Source organism: Alloyangia pacifica (genome assembly GCF_900116195.1).
Taxonomy (GTDB): Bacteria; Pseudomonadota; Alphaproteobacteria; order Rhodobacterales; family Rhodobacteraceae; genus Salipiger; species Salipiger pacificus.
Map to the genome: position 1 here is coordinate 75,454 of NZ_FOZW01000012.1, position 16,573 is coordinate 92,026.

The following is a 16,573-nucleotide window of genomic DNA, read 5'->3' on the forward strand; positions in this document are numbered from 1 at the left end:
ATCAGAGTCCTTTCGCGGCCTTGGCGGCGGTTTCGAGGGTCGCCATGGCCTCGTCGAAGACCTCGTCCTGAATGGTGATCGGGGCGAGGAAGCGGATCACGTTGCCATGCACGCCGCAGGTGAGCAGCAGAAGGCCACGATTCAGCGCCTCGAGACGGATGGCATTGGCGAGCTCGGGCAGCGGGGTGCCGTCCGCGTCGATGAACTCGGCGGCGACCATGAAGCCCGGGCCGCGGATCTCGGCGATCTCGGGCACGTCGGCGCGCAAGGCTTCGAGCCTTGCCTTCAGCTTGCCGCCGAGGGCATTGGCGCGCTCGCAGAGCTTCTCCTCGTCGATCACGTCGAGCACGGCATTCGCCGCCGCGATGCCCAGCGGGTTGCCGCCATAAGTGCCGCCGAGCCCGCCGGGGGCCGCCGCGTCCATAATCTCGGCGCGACCGACCACGCCCGAGATCGGAAGGCCGCCGCCGAGGCCCTTGGCCATCGTCGTCAGGTCCGCAGCGACGCCGTAGGCCTCCATGGCAAAGAGCGTGCCGGTACGGGCGAAGCCGGTCTGCACCTCGTCGGCGATCATCACGATGCCCTTGTCGTCGCACAGCTTGCGGAGGCGCTCGACGAACGCCTTCGGCGCGGGGTTGAAGCCGCCTTCGCCCTGCACCGGCTCGAAGATGATCGCGGCGACGCGGGCCGGGTCGATATCGGCCTTGAACAGCATGTCGAGCGCCTTGAAACTGTCGTCCACGCTGATGCCGTGAAGCTCATTGGGGAAGGGCGCGTGGAAGACATCGCCCATCATCGGGCCGAAGCCGGTCTTGTAGGGTGCGACCTTGCCGGTCAGCGTCATCCCCATGAACGTGCGGCCGTGGAAGGCACCGCTGAAGGCGATGACCGCCTGACGACCGGTGTGGGCACGGGCGATCTTCACCGCGTTCTCGACAGCCTCGGCACCCGTGGTGACGAACATGGCTTTCTTGGCGAAATCCCCCGGCGCACGCGCGTTCAGCCGCTCGGCAAGGCGCACGTAGTTCTCGTAGGGCACGACTTGGTGGCAGGTGTGGGTGAAGGCGTTCAGCTGCTCGGCGACGGCGGCCATGACCTTGGGGTGGCGGTGGCCGGTGTTGACCACGGCGATGCCCGCCGCGAAGTCGATGAGACGGGTGCCGTCGGCATCCCAGATCTCGGAGTTCTCGGCCTTCACCGCGTAGTGGTCGGTGAGCACGCCGACGCCGCGCGCCAGCGCGGCCTTGCGGCGGGTTTCGATCTCGGCGTTGGCGGTTTGCTTGAGCATGGTCGGTCCTCCGGTCGGGCGCTTTGCTGCCCGTGTGTTTCTCTGACCGGCAAGCTATAGGTTCCAGTATTCCGAAAAAGTCTGTTTCTTGATGCCCGTAACTCGTTGTAGATAAAGGCGTGCTGAACAGGGTTTTGCAGATAATGAACACATCGAACACGACTCAGGACGACCTTGCCCTAGGTCACCGTCTGCGGGTGCTGCGCGAGCGGGCGGGGTTGTCGCAGCGTAGCCTTGCCAAGAAGGTGGGGGTGCCGAACTCGACGATTTCCCTCATCGAGTCCGGCAAGTCGAACCCCTCGGTGGGCGCTCTGCGCAAGATCCTCGACGGCATCCCGGTGAGCCTGTCGGAGTTCTTCGCCTTCGAGCCCGCGCCCGAGCGGCAGATTTTCTACGCCGCCGAGGACCTGGTCGAGATCGGCAAGAAGAACGTCTCGCTGAAGCAGGTCGGGGCGACGCTGTTCGGGCGCGCGATGATGCTGCTCAAGGAGACCTACGCGCCGGGTGGGGATACCGGGCGGGTGATGTACGGCCACGAGGGCGAGGAGGGCGGCATCGTCATCTCGGGACGGATTGAGATCACCGTCGGCGAGGAGCGCAAGATCCTCGGGCCCGGCGATGCCTACTACTTCGACAGCCGCGTGCCGCACCGCTTCCGGCAGGTGGGGGCGGAGCCCTGCGTGCTGTTCTCTGCCTGCACGCCGCCGACGTTCTAGACGTCAGCCGCTCAGTCAGCCCTGTGCTGCTCGAGGATGTCGAGGGCGACGACTTCCAGCGCCTTCGCATGGGTCGACTCAAGCTGCACCTTGGGCGCGCAGCCCTCGTCATGGGCCTGCAGGAAGCGCAGCGCGCAGAGGCACCATTGATCGCCGGGCTTCAGCCCCGGAAAGCGCAGTCCGGGGCGCGGCGTCGAAAGGTCATTGCCGACATACTTGGAGTAGGCGAGGAATTCTGCGGTCATCACCGCGCAAACCGTGTGGCTGCCTGCATCCTCGGGGCAGGTGTTACAGTGTCCGTCGCGGAAATAACCGGTGATCGGGTCGACCGAGCAGGGGTGAAGCTGGCCGCCCAAGACGTTGATTGCACGATCTTTCTGCATGCGTGTCTCCGATGTCTTCCCCCCGTCCCAGCCTAGAGAGCCGGCGCGGCTGCGGCAAGGCGCGGGGATGCAAGCCCGGGTTCGGTCAGCGGAACTTGTCGGCGAGCTTCTGCAGCGGGCTGCGATTGTCCTCGGTCTGGGCTTCGGTTTGTGCCTCGGCCTGCGCTCCGGCGGCGGGTGTCGATCCGGTTTTCGACGTAGTGTCGGCCTTCGCGGTGGATTTGGACGAGCGCGGCGGCGCGACACGCAGTGCCACGGCATTCTGGAAGCCGGGCTTGTCGCCCTCTGCCAGCGCCTTCGCCCCGTCGGAGATGCCGCGCATCAAATCGTCCAGCCAGTCTTCCTCGGCCTTGGCGAAGTCATGCAGCACGTAGCCCGCGACCGCTTCCTTGCGGCCCGGGTGACCGATGCCGAGACGGATGCGGTGGTAGGCCTCGCCAATGTGCTGGTGGATCGAGCGCAGCCCGTTGTGCCCGGCGTGGCCGCCGCCGGTTTTCACGCGGCACTTGCCCGGCGCGAGGTCGAGCTCGTCGTGGAACACCGTCACGTCGCCCGGTTCGAGCTTGAAGAAGCGCATTGCTTCGCCAACCGACTGGCCCGAGAGGTTCATGAAGGTCTGCGGTTTCAGCAGCAGCACCTTCTCGCTGCCCAGGCGGCCCTCGGCGACCTCGCCCTGGAAGCGGGCGCGCCATGGGCTGAAACCGTGATCCTCGGCGATCCGGTCGACGGCCATGAAGCCGATATTGTGCCGCGTCTTCGCGTATTTGCCGCCGGGATTGCCCAGACCCACGAAAATCTGCACCGCGTCTCTCCGATTTGTCTCTGTTTGGCCCTAGATAGGACGGGAACGCCGATAGCACAGACAGGAAGGAGAGACCATGTATCTCACGATGAACCGCTTCAAGGTGATCCCCGAGAAGGCGGCGGAGTTCGAGGAGGTCTGGGCGCAGCGCGACAGCCAGCTCAAGTCGGTTCCGGGCTTCCGCAGCTTCGCCCTTCTCAAGGGGCCGGAGGGCGAGGATCACATCCTCTATGCCTCGCACACCATCTGGGAAGACGAGGAGAGCTTCATCGGCTGGACCAAGAGCGAGGCCTTCCGGATCGCCCACAAGGGGGCCAAGGGGCGCGCCGAGATGTACCGTGGCGGGCCGGAGCTGGAAATCTTCGAGTCGGTGATCGAGCTGGTCTGAGGCCGGAGTGGTCTGAGGCCGGAGTGGTCTGGGGCCGGAGTGCGGGGCCACAGCTCGATGCCCCCGGAGATGGGGCTGAAACGCAAACGGCCCCGCCAGATTGGCGGGGCCGTCCGTCAGTCCGAGGGCGCGAGGATTACTCCTCTGCAGCGGCCTCTTCAGCTTCTTCGGCTTCGTCGGAAACCAGACCGCGCGGCGCCGAGATGTTGGCGATCACGAAGTTGCGGTCGATGGTCGGCTTCACGCCTTCCGGCAGGACGACGTCGTTGATGTGGATCACGTCGCCGATCTGCTTGCCGGCCAGGTCCACGGTGATGTGGTCCGGGATGTCGCCGGCGAGAACGTTCAGCTCGACTTCCTGACGCACGATGGTCAGAACGCCGCCGCGCTTGAGGCCCGGTGCCTGCTCGTCGTTGATGAAATCAACGTGGATGAACAGGTTGATCCGCGAGGTGCGACGCAGGCGCATCAGGTCGAAGTGCGTCGGCAGGTCCTTCACGACGTCGCGCTGGACGTCACGGCAGATCACGCGCACGTCTTCGTGGCCGTCGACCTTGAGGTTGAAGAGGGTCGACTTGAAGCGACCGGCCTTCAGGGTCTTCAGCAGCGAGTTGAACGGGATCTGGATCGGAAGCGGATCTGCTTCACCACCAAAGACGATCCCCGGAACCATGCCGTCGCGACGAGCTTGCCGAGCGGCGCCCTTGCCCGTCCCCGACCGTTCCAGAGCTACGAGATCAGGAATCTCACCAGCCATTTTGTATCTCCAATGTATCTAGGGCGGGGTGCCTCCAAGGCTGTCACCCCGCGATGAACGCAGCCCCATAGACCGGATCGCCCTTTTCGGCAAGGGCTGAATCACACGAAACCCCGCGCAGGGCGCTATGGGCGCGTCTGGACCTTCCCTGCGGGCCGTGTCACGGCTTGCGCCATGAGCATCCTGTCCGACATCCGCCTGATCCGCCGCCCGCTGGCCGGCTTTGCTGCCATCGGCATCTGCTGGGGCGTTTTCGCAGGCTGCGTGCCCGCGATCAAGGCCCAGGTGGGCCTGACCGACGGCGGACTGGGCACTGCCATGCTGGTCTCGACCTGCGGCGCGATCCTCGCCATGTGGCTGGCCCCCTGGGCCGAGGAGCGGCTGAAGGCGCTGGCCATCCCGCTCTTCACCGGGCTGCTGGGGCTCGGCTTCCTGATGCCGGGCATCGCCGGCTCCTGGGGGCAGTTCGCCGCGGCGATGCTGTTCTGCGCGGCGGCGGCGGGCACGGTTGACGTGGCGATGAACGCGCAGCTCTCGCAGCTCGAGGCGCGCTCGGGGCGGCCGCTTATGAACCTCGCCCACGGTGGCTACTCGCTGATCTACGCCTGCGCCGCGCTGGCGGCGGGCATCGCGCGGGGCGGGGGGCTGCCGCTCTGGAGCATCTTCCTGGGCGCGACCTGCCTGACGCTGGTGGCGGCCGTTGTCGCGCGCGGCGGCGAGGTGGTTCTGCCCGAGGAAACGACCGAGCAGACCGGACGCGCGCCGCTGCCCTGGGGGATCGTGGCGCTTGCAGGGGTGGTGATCTGCATCGGCTTCATGGCCGAGCAGGCGACCGAGGCCTGGTCGGCGCTGCATCTCGAGCGCAACCTCGGTGCCGGGGCCGTCGGCGGCGCGCTGGCGCCGACGCTGCTGGGTCTGACCATGGGCGCGGGACGGCTCTCGGGTCAGGGGCTGATCCGGCGCCTCAACGGCGCGGGCGTTCTGGGGGCCGGGGCGGGGCTTGCCGCACTCGGCTCGGTGACGGCGGCGCTTGCGCCGACTGCAGTCGTCGGCTGGATCGGCTTTGCTGTGCTGGGCTTCGGGGTCTCGGTGTTGGCGCCCATGGCCTATGCCTGGCTCGGCGCGCGGCTGACTCCGCAGGCGCGGGCGCGGGCGATCAGCCGGGCGACGGTGATCGGCTACACCGGGTTCTTCATGGGGCCGCCGATGATGGGCGGGCTGTCCGAGGTCTTCGGGCTGCGCGCCTCCTTCGGAGCGGTGGCGCTGCTGCTCCTGCTAGTGCCGCTGGTGCTGCTGCCGATGATGCTGCGGCGCTAAAGCCTCAGCGGGTGCGGCGGAATTCCGTCCAGATGAACAGGCCCCATGCGGCAATAACCAACAGCGCGAGTCCGGCCCAGGTCAGCGCGTAGCTCAGGTGCGCGTTGCGGAAGCTGACCACGGTCTGCCCGCCGCGCGGCCAGCCCTTGGGATCGGCGCCCATGTCCTGATCGATGAAGTAGGGCGCTGCGTTCTCGAAGCCCTTGGCCGCGGTGATCGAGCCGATGTCGCGGCGATACCAGTTGCCGTTCTCGGGATCGTTGTCGCGCGAGAACAGCCAGCCGCGGTCCTCGGAGATGCGCAGCAGGCCGGTGACGGTCTGCGGGCCCTCGGGTGCCTCGCGGGTGGCGGGATCCTTGAGGTTTTCGGGCACCTGTCCGCGGTTGACCATCACCACCGTGCCGTCGTCGCGGCGCAGCGGGGTCAGGACCCAGTAGGCAGGGCCGAAATCCGCGGGGGTGTAAATCTGCACTTCCTCGTCGTTGAGGAAGGTGCCGCTGAGAGTGACATGCCGGTACTCGGCGCTCTCGGCGGTGATCCCGGCCCAGTCATCCGGGCCGGGGGCGGGGACGGGCGCGGCATGGACGCGCGCCTCGACCCTCTCGATCAGGGCCACTTTCCAGTGCAGCCGGTTCACCTGCCAGATCGCCAGCGAGGTGAAGCCGACCAGACCGGCCAGGGCGATGAGCGTGACCACCACGATGAGTGGCCAACGGCGGCGCTGCACGCCGGGCTTATGCGCCGCCGCGCCCATCAGTTGTGGCCTTCGTGGGTGCCGGACATGCTGGCGCCCGGGGTGGCCTCGGGGTCCATGATCATGTTGCCTTCGCTCATCGGCATCATGTTGGCGTTCATGTTGTGCATGACCCAGAGCGAGCCAGCCAGAACGATCGCCACGATGACCACCGCCAGAACGGTCGCCGCGAGGGTCCAGCCCTCTTCGGTGCTGCTCTTGAGGTGCAGGAAGTACACGAGGTGAACGACGATCTGGACGGCGCCCAGACCCATGATGATCGCCACCAGCGTGGTCGGGGCGATGTCGGTTTCCATCATGACCAGCGCGAAGGGGATGATGCTCAGGATCGCCGCGAGGGCGAAACCGATCATCAGCTGGCCCATGGTGCCGTGCGATGCTTCGGAATGTGCGCTCATCAGATCAGCCTCACGAGGTAGACGAAGGAGAACACCCCGATCCAGACGAGATCGAGGAAGTGCCAGAACATGCTGAGCGTCGCGAGACGCTGCATGTTCGCCGGGATCATGCCCTTCATGCGGATCTGCGCGATCATCACGCAGAGCCACACCAGGCCGAAGGTCACGTGCAGACCGTGGGTGCCGACCAGCAGGAAGAAGGCCGACAGGAAGCCCGAACGGTCGGGGCCCGCGCCGATGTGGATCAGGTGGTTGAACTCGTAGAGTTCCATCCCGATGAAGCCCGCGCCGAAGAGGCCGGTGATCACCAGCCACATCGTGGTGGCATCCATGTCGTGCTTGTCGGCCTTCAGCATGGCGACGCCGAAGGTGACCGAGGAGATCAGCAGCAGCGCGGTTTCAGCCAGCACGAAGCCCGGCTCGAACAGGTCCTTCGGACCCGGCCCGCCGGCGAAGTTGTTGCCCAGCACGGCATAGGCGGCGAAGAGCGATGCAAAGATGATGCAGTCGCTCATCAGGTAGATCCAGAACCCGATGGGGGTGGGGCTGGCGTGGTGATGATCGGGGTGGTGGTCGGGGCCCTGGGGCCCCTCCACGCGTCCGGTCAGCGGAGTGTCGAGCATGGTCATGCGACCTCTCCCTTCGCTTCCGTTTCAGCGACTTTCGCCGCCGGGATCCAGTGATCCTGATTGTAGTTGAAGGTATGCGCGATCACCGTCGCGATCATGCCGATGAACGAGATCGCGGCGAGCCACCAGATGTACCAGATCATCGCGAAACCGAAGACCAGGGCCATGGCGGCGACGATGACGCCGGTGGCCGTGTTGTTCGGCATGTGGATGTCCGAGTAGTTGGTCGACCACTTGAACCCGTCCTGCTTCATCTTCCAGAAGTAATCACGGCCGGAGACCACGATGTCCTGCGGGAAGTTGTAGTTGGCGGGCGGCGACTGGGTTGCCCAGTCGAGGGTGCGCGCGTTCCACGGATCGTTGCCGCAGGCCAGTTCCTTGCGCCGCAGGATCGACACGGCGAAGTTGATGAAGCCGCAGGCGATGCCACAGGCGATCAGCACCGCGCCGAAGGCGGCGATGATGAAGTAGATCTGCCAGGCCTGGTCCATGTAGCTCTGCAGGCGGCGCGTCACGCCCATCAGGCCGAGCGCGTAGAGCGGCATGAAGGCGAAGTAGAAGCCCACACACCAGAACCAGAAGGTGCGGCGTCCCCATTTGTCGTCCAGCTTGAAGCCGAAGGCCTTGGGCCACCAGAAGGTGACGGCGGCATAGACCCCGAACACCACGCCGCCGATGATGACGTTGTGGAAGTGGGCGATGAGGAACAGCGTGTTGTGCAGCTGGAAGTCAACCGGCGGAACCGCCAGCAGAACACCGGTCATGCCGCCGATGGCGAAGGTCACGATGAAACCGGTGGTCCAGAGCATCGGCACTTCGAACTGCACGCGTCCCTTGTACATGGTGAACAGCCAGTTGAAGACCTTCACGCCGGTGGGCACCGCGATGATCATCGTGGTGATGCCGAAGAAGGTGTTCACGTTGGCGCCGGAGCCCATGGTGAAGAAGTGGTGCAGCCACACGACGAAGGACAGCACCATGATGCAGGCGGTCGCCCAGACCATGGTCTTGTAGCCGAAGAGCGGCTTGCCCGAGAAGGTCTGCACGATTTCCGAGAACACGCCGAAGATCGGCAGGATCAGGATGTAGACCTCGGGGTGACCCCAGATCCAGATCAGGTTCACGTACATCATGGCGTTGCCGCCGAGATCGTTGGTGAAGAAGTGGAAATCGAGGTAGCGGTCGAGCGTCAGCATGGTCAGCGTGGCGGTCAGCACCGGGAAGGCCGCGACGATCAGCACGTTGGTGCAGAGCGTGGTCCAGGTGAAGACCGGCATGTCGAACAGCTTCATGCCCTTGGCGCGCATCTTGAAGATGGTCGCGAGCAGGTTCACGCCCGAAAGCGTCGTACCCACACCGGCGATCTGCAGCGCCCAGAGGTAGTAGTCCACGCCTGGTCCGCTCGAGAAAGCCGAGCCCGACAAGGGCGGGAAGGCCAGCCAGCCGACACGGGCGAATTCCCCGATGAAAAGCGAGATGTTCACCAGCAGCGCGCCGGCCACCGTCATCCAGAACGAGAAGTTGTTCAGGAAGGGGAAGGCCACGTCGCGGGCACCGATCTGCGTCGGCATGACGAAGTTCATGATGCCGGTGATGAAGGCCATCGCCACGAAGAAGATCATGATCACGCCGTGGGCGGTGAAGACCTGGTCGTAGTGGTGCGGGGGCAGGTAGCCCTCGGCGCCGCCGGCCGCCATGGCCTGCTGGGCGCGCATCATCAGCGCGTCGGCAAAGCCGCGGATGAACATGATGAAGCCGAGCACCATGTACATGATGCCGATCTTCTTGTGGTCGACGCTGGTGATCCAGTCACGCCAGAGCGGACCCCAGAGCTTGAAGTAGGTCATCAGCAGGACGGCGGCGATGCCGCCCAGAACGATGGCCGAGAAGGTGCCGACGAGGATCGGCTCGTGGTAGGGAATCCAGTCGAGGGTCAGGCGGCCGAAGATCGGCGACCAGGTCTCGGGGGCTTGGACATGGGCTTCAGTGGCCATCGTGCGCTGCTCCCTCATGCGAGTTCATGGAAAGGGTTTCGCCATCCGCGTGACCGCCATGGGCCGGGGCGGAGGGCGTTGCCGGCACGCCGATCGGATTGCCGAAGCCGTCGATCGCGCGCTGGTCGTCGTATTGGTACTTGTGCTTGTCGGCGATGCCTTCGAGGCCGCCGCCACCCATCTCGTCCTGCATCATCATCTGATCCATGCAGATCTTGCCTTCGTCGACGCAGAGACCGCGGATGCGGTCGAACAGCCCGTCATCGACGCCGCTGTAGTACTGCACCTCGTTGGCCATCGTGGGCACTTCGAGCTCGAGGTAAGCTTCGCGCGACAGCTCGTCGTTCGAGGCGCGGGCCTTTTCGACCCATTGGTCGAAGTCGGCATCGCTCATCGCCAGCGTGTCGAAGTGCATCTCCGAGAAGCCGGGGCCCGAGTAGTGTGCGGCCTGACCGAAGTAGGTGCCTTCCTCGTCAGCGATGAGGTGCAGCTTCGTTTCCATGCCGGCCATGGTGTAGATCATGCCGCCGAGCGCCGGGACCGAGAAGGTGGTCATCACGGTCGAGGAGGTCAGGCGCAGGTTGATCGGACGGCCCGCGGGAACCGCCAGCTCGTTGACCGAGGCCACGCCCTGTTCGGGATAGATGAACAGCCATTTCCAGTCGAGCGAGACCACGTCCACCTCGATCGGCTCGCCGATCTCGGTGCCGATCTCAGCCGCGTCGAGCGGGCGGTAGGGGTCGAGCCGGTGCGTGTAGATGTAGGTGTACACACCAAGGATCGCGACGATGATGATCGGCACGCCCCAGAGTACGTATTCCAGCCGGGTCGAATGTGCCCAGGTGGGGGCGTAGTCCGAGAGGTCCGGGCGGTCGGCGCGGTAACGCAGCGGGAACCAGATGGCCATGAAGATGACCGGGATGATCACGATCAGCATGAGCAGGGTCGAGATGACCAGCAGGTCACGCTGCTCGGCGGCAACCCAGCCCGACGGTGCAAGCACGTCGTACTGGCATGCCGACAGGCTCGCGACCGCTCCCAGCAGGATCGGAATTTTGAACGATAGTCTCAAGTCAGCCTCGCAGGTCTTTCCGGATCGGCGGATGAGAGGAGGAGGCCGCTCCGGGAGAACAATTCGGGCGCACTCAGCACGGGCGCGTCCGTTACAGGTGGGTCGCGCGTAGAATGCTGCAGGCGCGAACCGAATAGGTCATTCCGTCGCACATCATTGCCGATCAGCTTTGCGTGACGGAACGTGCGGCGCTGCGACTCGCTCGCCGCGCGGGCCGGAAATAGACCGGAGACCTCCGGAGATTCTAGGGAAATCATGCGGAAGTCCGCATCATTTTCGCGAAGCCGGGCTGCGGCTTTCGGCGGCGCACCGCCACGTTTCGGGGGTGATGCTGACGCGGCGTACGTCGCGGCCACACAAAAAGTTGAACTTTATCTCCGGGGACTTGCGCAACAGCGAGCAGGCATTGGGCTTCTGGGCATTGCGGGAAGCCGCAGACACGGCGCCTCGGGCGGCGGGGATTCGCCGGTGCTTGGCGTCGTCTTGGCCTTGCTCTAAGCCTGAATGCGCGGACCATCCACGGTCACGCCACGCCCCTGTTGCCGGAGACCTCCATGACCGAACCTGCCGACCTGTCCGCCTTTGTCGCCGCATTGCAGAATGCCCATGAGACTGGGGTCCGTTTCGCGCCCTCCGGCTCTGGGGTCGAACTGCCGGCAGATCGCGATGCGTGCCTCGCGGTGCAGCGGGCGGTGGCAGCCGCGCGCGGCGGTATCGCGGGCTTCAAGGTGGCTGCGGGTGCCGGCGCGGTGGCACCGGTGGTGGCGCCGATCGCCGCTGTCGATGTCGTCGAGGACGGCGGGAGCGCCGCTGTGCGCGACGTGCTGGGTGTCGAGCTGGAGATCGGCTTCGAGCTGCTCAAGCCGCTGCCGGGGCCGGGCCTTCCCGAGCCGGTGGCCGAGTATTTCGTGCCGCGGCCGGTGATCGAGCTGGTGGATACCCGGCTGGAGAGCGAAGGGGCCGACACGCCGCTGCTCAAGCTCGCGGACATGCAGATCAACGCGGGGATGGTTGCTGGCGCGCCCCTGACGGATTGGGATGGCAACGACTTCGGCTCGGTGAAGGCGCGGATGACCGCCGGCAAGACGGTGGTTGTGGATGGTGCGGCAACCGTGCCGGGCGGCTCGGCGCTGGCCAACCTGGCGCTGCTCTGCGAGGTGCTCGGCGATCATTGCGGCGGGCTGCAGCCGGGACAGGTGGTGATCACCGGATCGCTCTGCGGGCTGCCTTATTTCCCCGCGGGCACTGAGGTGTCCGGCGAGATCGCGGGGCTTGGCACGGTGGCGGTGTCACTGGTCTGAGCGAACCGCTCAGGGCCGCGCAACGAAAAACCCCGCGCTCTTGGCGCGGGGTTTCCTGTTTCTGGCGGCCGCTCGAAGTTCAGCGCAGGTAGCCCATGGGATCGACGCTCTCGAAGCCCTTGCGGACCTCGAAGTGCAGGAAGGCCGGATCTGCGGCGCGTACCGAGCCGATGGTCTGGCCGCGGCTCACCGCGTCGCCCTTCTTGACCTGCAGCCCGTCGAGATGGGTGTAGATCGACAGCAGCTCGTCCGGGTGGCGGATGACGACGATCTGCACGTTCTCGGTGTTGCGGGTGATCGCCGCGACAGTGCCGCTGGCGGCGGCCTTGACCGCGCTGCCGGCGGGGGCGGAGATGTCGATCCCCTCGTTCTTGCCCTTGGAGTACTCGCGCACGATCGAGCCGTTCACCGGCATCGCCATAAGCGCGTTGGACGAGGCCTGGCCGATGTCTGCCACCGGCTTCGCGGCGGCGGTGGTGGTCTGTGCGGCCTTCGACGGTTCGTCCTGCGGCAGCGGCTGAACCGAGGAGGGCGGCTGCGGGGTTGGCGAGCCGGACCCGGGCGAGACAGTCACCGTCTCGGCGCGGGTGGCGCGTTGCTCGACCACCGGGATCATCAGGTACTGGCCTTCGCGCAGGGTGAAATTGCTATCGAGACCATTCCACTCGGCAAGCGACTTCGGCGTCACGCCGTAAAGCCGCGCTACCGTGTAGGCGGTCTCGCCACGCTGGACCTTGTGACGGATCGGCTCGACGCCGCCGGTCTGCGCAGCCGAGCTGGTTTGCGCCGGCGCGAGCGTGCTGCTGGTCACCTCGGACGGGCGGGCCGTCGCGGGGGCATTGTTGATCGCGTTTCCGGCCAGCGTGGTGATGTCGACCGAGCTGCTCGGCACGGCCACGCCGACACGGCTGGGCAGGGCGAGAATCTCGCCTGCGCGCATCGGGTCGTTGGCCTGCATTCCGTTGTATCGGGCGACCTCGCCAGCGGCGAGGCCGACACGGTTCGCCACGGTCGCCACGGTGTCGCCGTTGCGGGCGACCGCCACCTGGTAGGTCGGGTAGGACAGCACACCGCGCGCATCCGGCACCGGCTTGTCGGCGGTGCTGGCGGAAAGCGCCGCCTGCGAGGTGTCGAGCGTCCCGCCCATGCGGCCTCGCATGTCGTAATCCAGTGGGCCGGAGCAGGCCGCCAGCAGGGCAGCCGCTGCCAGAGACCCGGCAATGCGGGTGGCGGATTTGCGGAAAGCGTCGTCCATCTGTCTCGATCCTCGCCTGCGCCCCTTGTCCCGGGACGTCATGTCAATAGCCGCCCGCGGCGGTCAGCTCTCCTTGGCCAGACCTTCCACAAGCGGCACGAAGCGCACGGGGCGCAGCTCATCGTAGTCGAAGCCCTGCTCCGTGCGGGTCACCCGGATGAGGTGCTGCACGGCATCGGACTGCCCAACGGGCAGCACCATGATACCGCCAATCCGCAGCTGGGCCAAGAGCGGCCCGGGCGGGTCCTCGGCGGCGGCGGTCACCAGGATGCGATCGAAGGGGGCCTGCTCCTGCAGACCGAAGCTGCCATCGGCGGTGAAGGCAGTGATATTCGAAAGATCCAGCGCGTCGAAGACCTTGCGCGCTTCGACCACGAGCCGGCGATGGCGGTCGACGGTATAGACCCGCCGCGCCAGCTGACTCAGGATCGCGGCCTGGTACCCCGAGCCTGTGCCGACCTCCAGCACCTTGTCACGGTTGGACACGTTCAGCGCCTGGGTCATCAGCCCCACCACCGAGGGCTGCGAAATGGTCTGCCCGCAGGGGATGGGCAGCGGCATGTCCTCGTAGGCGCGGTCGGTGAAGTAACCCTTCACGAAGAGCCCTCGGTCGATCTTTTCCATCGCCTCGAGCACGAGGCTGTCGGTCACCCCGCGCGAGCGCAGGGCGAAGAGAAGCTGCATCTTGGCTTCCGCGTCGAAACTCATGCAAAGGCCCCTTCCAGGGCCGCCAGCGCGGCATGATCGGTCAGATCGGCGCGCATCGGGGTGACCGAGATGTAGCTGTCGAGGTTCACCGCGGCATCGGTTCCGGCGGGCGCGGGTTGGCGCTGGTCGCCGCCGCGGATCCACAGGAAGCGCCGGCCCGAGGGCGACAGGTGCGGCTCGACGGAATAGTTGGTGCCCTCGCGGCGGCCTTGCGGCACGACGCGGGTGCCCTTGACCTCATCCGCCGGGCAGGGCGGGAAATTGACGTTCCAGAACAGCCGGTAGTCGCCATCTGTCTCGGTGCCCGCGGCGAGGATGCGGCGGATCACCTCGGCGCCATGGGTGGCCGCGGTCTCGAAGGGATTTTCCAGATCGCGGGTGCGCGGGCCGAGGTACTGCGACAGGGCGATCGACGGCAGCCCCTGCAGCGCGCCTTCCATGGCACCGCCGAGCGTGCCGGAATAGAGTGCGTTCTCGGCCGAGTTGTTGCCGCGGTTCACGCCAGAGAGCACGAGGTCCGGAGGGCAGTCCTTCATCACGTCGTGCAGGCCGGCGAGCACGCAGTCGGCCGGGCTGCCCTCTGCCGCCCAGCGGCGGGGGCCCATCTCTGCGATCATCATCGGGTGGGTGTAGCTGATGCAATGGGCCACCCCCGATTGCTCGAAGGCTGGGGCCACGGTCCAGACTTCGCCCTCGGGTCCGGCGAGCTCTTCGGCGATGGCCTGCAGCACCGTCAGCCCCGGGGCGTTGATGCCGTCGTCGTTGGTGATGAGAATGCGCATTGTGGGTTCCCTGTTATGGACCTTCCATAGGCAATGGCCCGCGGTGGAGCAAGGCGCAGCAGGGCGGCAGCGCCCGGCTGATGCGATCTGGTCTCAGGTGTGACTCTGAAGTAGCGGAGATAGAGCCGGGACCAAGTGTTGCTGACCACGATCAAGCGACGTGCCAGAGGCTTCGCCCCGCCGCGGAACATGCTATCGTCCGCCGAAGTCGAACATTTTCAAGGCCGCCAGCATGACCTCCCATGAACTTGTCATTCTCGTCCCGCTCGCGATCAAGGCGGTGGTCGCTTCGCTGCGCGCGCGCATGGAGGCGGCCACCGGCGTTCAGTTGCGGACGGTGCACGATCTCAACCCGGCGATCGCCGAGCGGGTTTTCCAGGGGCGGCGCGGTGACATCGGTCTCAGCAACCCGACGTATGTGCGCCAGCTGATCGATGCGAGGCTTGTGGACCCGGCGGCACATCGAGCCTTCGGTCGGGTCCGGCTTGCCGTCGCCCGTAAGGCGGGCAGCGGAGGGCCGGTGCTGACAGAGGTCGAGGAGATCATCGCGCTGCTCGGGTCCGGGCAGAGCATCGGCTACACCGGTGCGGGCACCAGCGGGCGCACCTTTCTCGGCGTGCTCGGCCGGCTGGGCGTGGTCGGGGCGGTGGGGCCGTTCTGCCGGCCAATGGGGGGCGGCGCGCCGGTGACGGCGGTGGCCGGGGGCGAGATCGGGCTGGCGGTCGCACCGCTGACGACGATCCTCGCGAGCCCCGGCGTCGAGCCCGCGGCGATCTTTCCGGACGCGCTGGATACCCACATCGACATGTCGGTCTTCGTCACCCGCAGCGCGCCGGCCGAAGCCATGGCGGTGCTGGAGTTCCTCGCCGCGCCGGAGCTCGACGAGGTGCTGTCCGGGGCCGGGGTGTCGCGGTTCGAGCTGCCCTAGGTCCCCGGGGCCGCCCGGGCGTGGCAGCCGGTCAGATGAGGTTCAGTTCACCCAGCAGGCGCGCGGCTTCGGCGTAGGGCGAAGCGAGGGCGGTCTTGTCCTCGCCCGGGTGAAAGACCACCCGGGTGGTGGTGTGCATCGGCTTCGGCGCGACGATCTCCACCTTTGGGCCGGTTTTGCCGGTCTCGGCCTGCCAGCTGCGGGCGAGGGCGATCTGCGCGCCCTTGGTGGTGCCGTAATGGCCGTAGAAGCGCTCGCCCGCGTGGTCGTCCTCGAAGAACACCGCGCGACCGTCCTCACCCAGCAGCGGGGTGATGTAGGGGATCAGCACGCCGGTTGCGGTCAGGTTGGTCGCGATCGACTTCTGCCAGTCCTTCTGATCGAGATGGTTCGCGGGTGCGAGAGGGCCGGCGTGCACGGCGGTGTGCAGCCACAGATTGATGCCGCCCCAGCGATCCCAGACCGAGCGGCAGAGCTGCGCCATGGCCTCCGGCTTGGTGATGTCCATGGGAGCAAGCGTCGCCGCCCCGCCCTTGGCCTTGATGCGGTCGTCGAGATCCTCGAGCCCGCCGGTGGTGCGACCGACGGCGACGATGTGGTACTCCGGCGCAAGCGCTTCGGCGAGGGCAAAGCCCAGCCCGCGCGAGGCTCCGGTGACAAGGGCGATCTTTTCACTCATGGCAGTCGTCTCGCCCGCGCGTCGGAAAATGTCAATTCGCGCCAGATGCTGCGAGACGCGGCGCGTTGTCGCCGTGGCGGGGCTGCGTCAGCCGCGGCTCAGGGCAGCTCGATCCACTCGGCCGACCCGCCTTTCGACAGGGCGATGCGGTCCTGGTCGATCGCGATGATCTTCTGCCGTCCGAGCTGGCTGCCGACGCCGACCGCCACCACCCGGCCATCGGGCAGGCGCACCAGCGCGCGCGGGTCGCGGTCCGAGCCGCGCACACCCAGCAGGGCAATGCCGCTTGGCAGCGGGGCGCGGGTGGTGGCGCTGGCCGCGACTTTTGGGGGGGTGTTTCCTGCCATGGCCTGCTCTCCTGAATGTGGTTGCAGCGGATTGCAGCCAGATAAACAGGGGCTCTCGGCATAAAAAGGGGGACG

General features: G+C 66.5%; 19 protein-coding genes. 5 read left to right on the top strand and 14 right to left on the bottom strand.

Annotated elements, in window-relative coordinates:
* Position 1: 1 nt before the first annotated feature.
* Positions 2 to 1,288: a 4-aminobutyrate--2-oxoglutarate transaminase gene (locus BM397_RS21910; RefSeq protein WP_092428531.1), complete on the bottom strand. Its 1,287-nt coding sequence runs from the start codon at positions 1,286 to 1,288 to the stop codon at positions 2 to 4.
* 143 nt (positions 1,289 to 1,431) lie between these two features.
* Between BM397_RS21910 and BM397_RS21915 the strand changes: the two genes are divergently transcribed.
* Positions 1,432 to 2,004, top strand: a complete 573-nt coding sequence (locus tag BM397_RS21915; RefSeq protein ID WP_092428533.1) for a cupin domain-containing protein — start codon at positions 1,432 to 1,434, stop codon at positions 2,002 to 2,004.
* Positions 2,005 to 2,015: 11 nt separating this feature from the next.
* Here the strand turns inward: BM397_RS21915 and BM397_RS21920 are convergent, their stop codons facing one another.
* Together BM397_RS21920 and pth are read right to left on the bottom strand one after the other, a co-directional pair.
* Entirely contained in the window at positions 2,016 to 2,387 is a 372-nt protein-coding gene (locus tag BM397_RS21920) for a DUF2237 family protein (RefSeq protein ID WP_092428535.1), read from the bottom strand.
* 85 nt (positions 2,388 to 2,472) lie between these two features.
* Positions 2,473 to 3,189 (bottom strand): aminoacyl-tRNA hydrolase, encoded by a 717-nt coding sequence (gene pth / locus BM397_RS21925; RefSeq protein WP_092428537.1) that lies wholly within the window; start codon positions 3,187 to 3,189, stop codon positions 2,473 to 2,475.
* A gap of 76 nt (positions 3,190 to 3,265) precedes the next feature.
* Between pth and hmuQ the strand changes: the two genes are divergently transcribed.
* Positions 3,266 to 3,577, top strand: a complete 312-nt coding sequence (gene hmuQ / locus BM397_RS21930) for a heme-degrading protein HmuQ (protein ID WP_092428539.1) — start codon at positions 3,266 to 3,268, stop codon at positions 3,575 to 3,577.
* Between the two features lie 136 nt (positions 3,578 to 3,713).
* On the opposite strand, the gene BM397_RS21935 is transcribed toward hmuQ, so the two are convergent.
* On the bottom strand, positions 3,714 to 4,334 hold the full coding sequence (locus tag BM397_RS21935; RefSeq protein ID WP_092428541.1) for a 50S ribosomal protein L25/general stress protein Ctc: 621 nt from the start codon (positions 4,332 to 4,334) through the stop codon (positions 3,714 to 3,716).
* Positions 4,335 to 4,508: 174 nt separating this feature from the next.
* Between BM397_RS21935 and BM397_RS21940 the strand changes: the two genes are divergently transcribed.
* Positions 4,509 to 5,651, top strand: coding sequence for an MFS transporter (locus tag BM397_RS21940; RefSeq protein WP_092428543.1), 1,143 nt, complete (start codon positions 4,509 to 4,511; stop codon positions 5,649 to 5,651).
* Positions 5,652 to 5,655: 4 nt separating this feature from the next.
* Here BM397_RS21940 and BM397_RS21945 read toward each other — a convergent pair whose 3' ends face one another.
* From BM397_RS21945 to cyoA, 5 genes are read right to left on the bottom strand one after another with little or no spacing between them, the layout of a single operon-like run.
* Positions 5,656 to 6,378: an SURF1 family protein gene (locus BM397_RS21945; RefSeq protein ID WP_245696170.1), complete on the bottom strand. Its 723-nt coding sequence runs from the start codon at positions 6,376 to 6,378 to the stop codon at positions 5,656 to 5,658.
* Between the two features lie 26 nt (positions 6,379 to 6,404).
* Positions 6,405 to 6,803 (bottom strand): cytochrome o ubiquinol oxidase subunit IV, encoded by a 399-nt coding sequence (cyoD, locus tag BM397_RS21950; RefSeq protein ID WP_092428547.1) that lies wholly within the window; start codon positions 6,801 to 6,803, stop codon positions 6,405 to 6,407.
* Positions 6,803 to 7,432, bottom strand: a complete 630-nt coding sequence (cyoC, locus tag BM397_RS21955) for a cytochrome o ubiquinol oxidase subunit III (protein ID WP_092428549.1) — start codon at positions 7,430 to 7,432, stop codon at positions 6,803 to 6,805. The genes cyoD and cyoC overlap by 1 nt, the downstream gene beginning before the upstream one ends.
* Complete coding sequence (cyoB, locus tag BM397_RS21960) at positions 7,429 to 9,426, bottom strand: cytochrome o ubiquinol oxidase subunit I (RefSeq protein ID WP_092428551.1); 1,998 nt, start codon at positions 9,424 to 9,426, stop codon at positions 7,429 to 7,431. Before cyoB ends, cyoC begins: the two co-directional genes overlap by 4 nt.
* A complete protein-coding gene (gene cyoA / locus BM397_RS21965) occupies positions 9,416 to 10,498 on the bottom strand; it encodes a ubiquinol oxidase subunit II (protein ID WP_245696171.1) in 1,083 nt (360 codons plus the stop codon). The genes cyoB and cyoA overlap by 11 nt, the downstream gene beginning before the upstream one ends.
* A 554-nt stretch (positions 10,499 to 11,052) precedes the next feature.
* On the opposite strand from cyoA, the gene BM397_RS21970 reads away from it, so the two are divergent.
* On the top strand, positions 11,053 to 11,799 hold the full coding sequence (locus BM397_RS21970; protein ID WP_092428553.1) for a hypothetical protein: 747 nt from the start codon (positions 11,053 to 11,055) through the stop codon (positions 11,797 to 11,799).
* 79 nt (positions 11,800 to 11,878) lie between these two features.
* On the opposite strand, the gene BM397_RS21975 is transcribed toward BM397_RS21970, so the two are convergent.
* From BM397_RS21975 to surE, 3 genes are all read right to left on the bottom strand, one after another.
* On the bottom strand, positions 11,879 to 13,054 hold the full coding sequence (locus BM397_RS21975; RefSeq protein WP_092428555.1) for a M23 family metallopeptidase: 1,176 nt from the start codon (positions 13,052 to 13,054) through the stop codon (positions 11,879 to 11,881).
* A gap of 63 nt (positions 13,055 to 13,117) precedes the next feature.
* Entirely contained in the window at positions 13,118 to 13,762 is a 645-nt protein-coding gene (locus BM397_RS21980; protein ID WP_092428557.1) for a protein-L-isoaspartate(D-aspartate) O-methyltransferase, read from the bottom strand.
* A complete protein-coding gene (gene surE / locus BM397_RS21985; RefSeq protein WP_092428559.1) occupies positions 13,759 to 14,544 on the bottom strand; it encodes a 5'/3'-nucleotidase SurE in 786 nt (261 codons plus the stop codon). Before surE ends, BM397_RS21980 begins: the two co-directional genes overlap by 4 nt.
* A 232-nt stretch (positions 14,545 to 14,776) precedes the next feature.
* Here surE and BM397_RS21990 point away from each other — a divergent pair, with 232 nt between their 5' ends.
* Positions 14,777 to 15,472 (top strand): substrate-binding domain-containing protein, encoded by a 696-nt coding sequence (locus BM397_RS21990; RefSeq protein WP_092428561.1) that lies wholly within the window; start codon positions 14,777 to 14,779, stop codon positions 15,470 to 15,472.
* A 31-nt stretch (positions 15,473 to 15,503) separates the two neighbouring features.
* Here BM397_RS21990 and BM397_RS21995 read toward each other — a convergent pair whose 3' ends face one another.
* Both BM397_RS21995 and BM397_RS22000 read right to left on the bottom strand, forming a co-directional pair.
* A complete protein-coding gene (locus BM397_RS21995) occupies positions 15,504 to 16,151 on the bottom strand; it encodes an SDR family NAD(P)-dependent oxidoreductase (RefSeq protein WP_092428563.1) in 648 nt (215 codons plus the stop codon).
* A 98-nt stretch (positions 16,152 to 16,249) separates the two neighbouring features.
* Positions 16,250 to 16,498 carry a hypothetical protein gene (locus tag BM397_RS22000; RefSeq protein ID WP_092428565.1) on the bottom strand — a complete coding sequence of 83 codons (249 nt, stop codon included), beginning with the start codon at positions 16,496 to 16,498 and terminating at the stop codon, positions 16,250 to 16,252.
* Between the last annotated feature and the right edge of the window lie 75 nt (positions 16,499 to 16,573).

Bases quoted from the DNA above. Each gene is read 5' to 3' on its own strand.
- BM397_RS21915 (WP_092428533.1), top strand. From the start codon at position 1,432: ATGAACACATCGAACACGACTCAGGACGACCTTGCCCTAGGTCACCGT.
- BM397_RS22000 (WP_092428565.1), bottom strand. From the start codon at position 16,498: ATGGCAGGAAACACCCCCCCAAAAGTCGCGGCCAGCGCCACCACCCGC.
- BM397_RS21990 (WP_092428561.1), top strand. From the start codon at position 14,777: ATGACCTCCCATGAACTTGTCATTCTCGTCCCGCTCGCGATCAAGGCG.
- BM397_RS21920 (WP_092428535.1), bottom strand. From the start codon at position 2,387: ATGCAGAAAGATCGTGCAATCAACGTCTTGGGCGGCCAGCTTCACCCC.
- hmuQ (WP_092428539.1), top strand. From the start codon at position 3,266: ATGTATCTCACGATGAACCGCTTCAAGGTGATCCCCGAGAAGGCGGCG.
- BM397_RS21980 (WP_092428557.1), bottom strand. From the start codon at position 13,762: ATGAGTTTCGACGCGGAAGCCAAGATGCAGCTTCTCTTCGCCCTGCGC.
- cyoC (WP_092428549.1), bottom strand. From the start codon at position 7,432: ATGACCATGCTCGACACTCCGCTGACCGGACGCGTGGAGGGGCCCCAG.
- surE (WP_092428559.1), bottom strand. From the start codon at position 14,544: ATGCGCATTCTCATCACCAACGACGACGGCATCAACGCCCCGGGGCTG.
- BM397_RS21910 (WP_092428531.1), bottom strand. From the start codon at position 1,288: ATGCTCAAGCAAACCGCCAACGCCGAGATCGAAACCCGCCGCAAGGCC.
- cyoD (WP_092428547.1), bottom strand. From the start codon at position 6,803: ATGAGCGCACATTCCGAAGCATCGCACGGCACCATGGGCCAGCTGATG.
- BM397_RS21995 (WP_092428563.1), bottom strand. From the start codon at position 16,151: ATGAGTGAAAAGATCGCCCTTGTCACCGGAGCCTCGCGCGGGCTGGGC.
- BM397_RS21975 (WP_092428555.1), bottom strand. From the start codon at position 13,054: ATGGACGACGCTTTCCGCAAATCCGCCACCCGCATTGCCGGGTCTCTG.
- cyoB (WP_092428551.1), bottom strand. From the start codon at position 9,426: ATGGCCACTGAAGCCCATGTCCAAGCCCCCGAGACCTGGTCGCCGATC.
- BM397_RS21935 (WP_092428541.1), bottom strand. From the start codon at position 4,334: ATGGCTGGTGAGATTCCTGATCTCGTAGCTCTGGAACGGTCGGGGACG.
- BM397_RS21940 (WP_092428543.1), top strand. From the start codon at position 4,509: ATGAGCATCCTGTCCGACATCCGCCTGATCCGCCGCCCGCTGGCCGGC.
- BM397_RS21970 (WP_092428553.1), top strand. From the start codon at position 11,053: ATGACCGAACCTGCCGACCTGTCCGCCTTTGTCGCCGCATTGCAGAAT.